At 31.2% G+C, this 1,361-nt stretch carries 1 protein-coding gene and 1 pseudogene; both read right to left on the reverse strand.

The window, feature by feature from the left end; all coding sequences use genetic code 11:
- Positions 1 to 144: 144 nt before the first annotated feature.
- Positions 145 to 546: a hypothetical protein gene (locus BUA76_RS18985; RefSeq protein WP_072886362.1), complete on the reverse strand. Its 402-nt coding sequence runs from the start codon at positions 544 to 546 to the stop codon at positions 145 to 147.
- Positions 543 to 1,361 (reverse strand): annotated as a pseudogene (locus BUA76_RS18990) (RHS repeat-associated core domain-containing protein); the annotation flags it as partial. The pseudogene BUA76_RS18990 and the gene BUA76_RS18985, both read right to left, overlap by 4 nt.

A 1,361-nucleotide genomic window follows, 5' to 3' on the forward strand; every position in this document is an offset into this window, starting at 1 on the left:
ATATATGACTGATTACCAGATAAATATACAAAATACTCGCTAATATTACAACTTTTTTTAATAAAAAAAACCGCCTCAGTTGTGAGACGGCTTCTCTTTATTATTGCTCACGGATTACAAATCCGCGAGATCGGGGTTTTGTTTTTATCTACCAACACGAGCGGGAATTTTCTTGTAAAAAATATTTTCATCAGCATTCATTTCTATAATAACTTGTTGATTTTGTTTATAAATTGGGCAAGAAAGCCTTGTCAAAAATTTTTCTGCTTGCTCTTCTGTTAAAAATTCTTTTAAATCATAGTTTTCGTTATCGTAAAAGTTTAAAAAGATAATTCTATTTTTCCCTCCCAATTCCCAAGAAGATTTCCCTTGATACATTAACTTCCCTTGTTTATTAAATATTTTATGTATATATAAATTCTCTTCAATTATAAGAGAATCAATTGTTTCACTTCCTTTATATTCATATTTTCCTAAAATTTCAGTTTTCTTTATAGAACATGAAAAAAGAAAGAACAAAATTGTTAAAAAAGATATTTTTTTCATCTAAATAAATTATTTTTTGTTGTCCACCAAATATATGTTTGGTGAGTTGTACTTTGCGGAACACCTATACCATTACTGCGAGGTATATTTCTTGATTCACCTTTATTAAATGGATTAAGAGAATAAGATGAAATTGATTTAGAATCAAAAGCCATGATTACGACCTTATTTCCAACAGGGTAAAAGCTGAAGTTTGTCTTCCCCATAAATTGTCCTTGCATATTAAAATTTTCTCTTATAGCTCCCCAAGGACCAAAAGATGCATCATATTTTGATTTTTCATTCGTGGAGGTGTTCATAAAGTCTGTGGCCGCATCTAAATAAATCTGTGTATTAATTAATTTTTTCACTGCACTACTACCTTTACCTATTAATAAACTATTTTCAGGACCAGAACCTTGTAAAAACTCCTCATAAAGAAGATCCCAATCTACATTACTGCCTCTATGGCTATAACCTCTTATATTTTTTGAAGATTTCATCCATTGATCCTGTCCTGTTTCACGATCCACAATTCTTGTTCTTCCATTAAAACCAGCTCCACCACCAATATAATGATAAAAGTCAATTTCATCGCCACCTAAATTGCTAATCTGTCTAGTTTTACCTGTTTTTAAATCAACTTCGTATTCATTAGGGGGAGTAAAGTTTCTTCTAATTTCTTTTGAAATTTCACTGTCTTGTTGAATTGAAGCTTGACTTCTAACAACTTCCTCGCTCTGTCTGCCATCCGGATCAATAAATCTTAAAGGATTATTCATCACATAATTATAAGGTGACCATCTTCTGTATTTCTCCGCTAATGGATCCACCAC

Origin of the sequence: Chryseobacterium takakiae, from assembly GCF_900129385.1 — a bacterium.
In the GTDB taxonomy this organism is placed as follows: domain Bacteria; phylum Bacteroidota; class Bacteroidia; order Flavobacteriales; family Weeksellaceae; genus Chryseobacterium; species Chryseobacterium takakiae.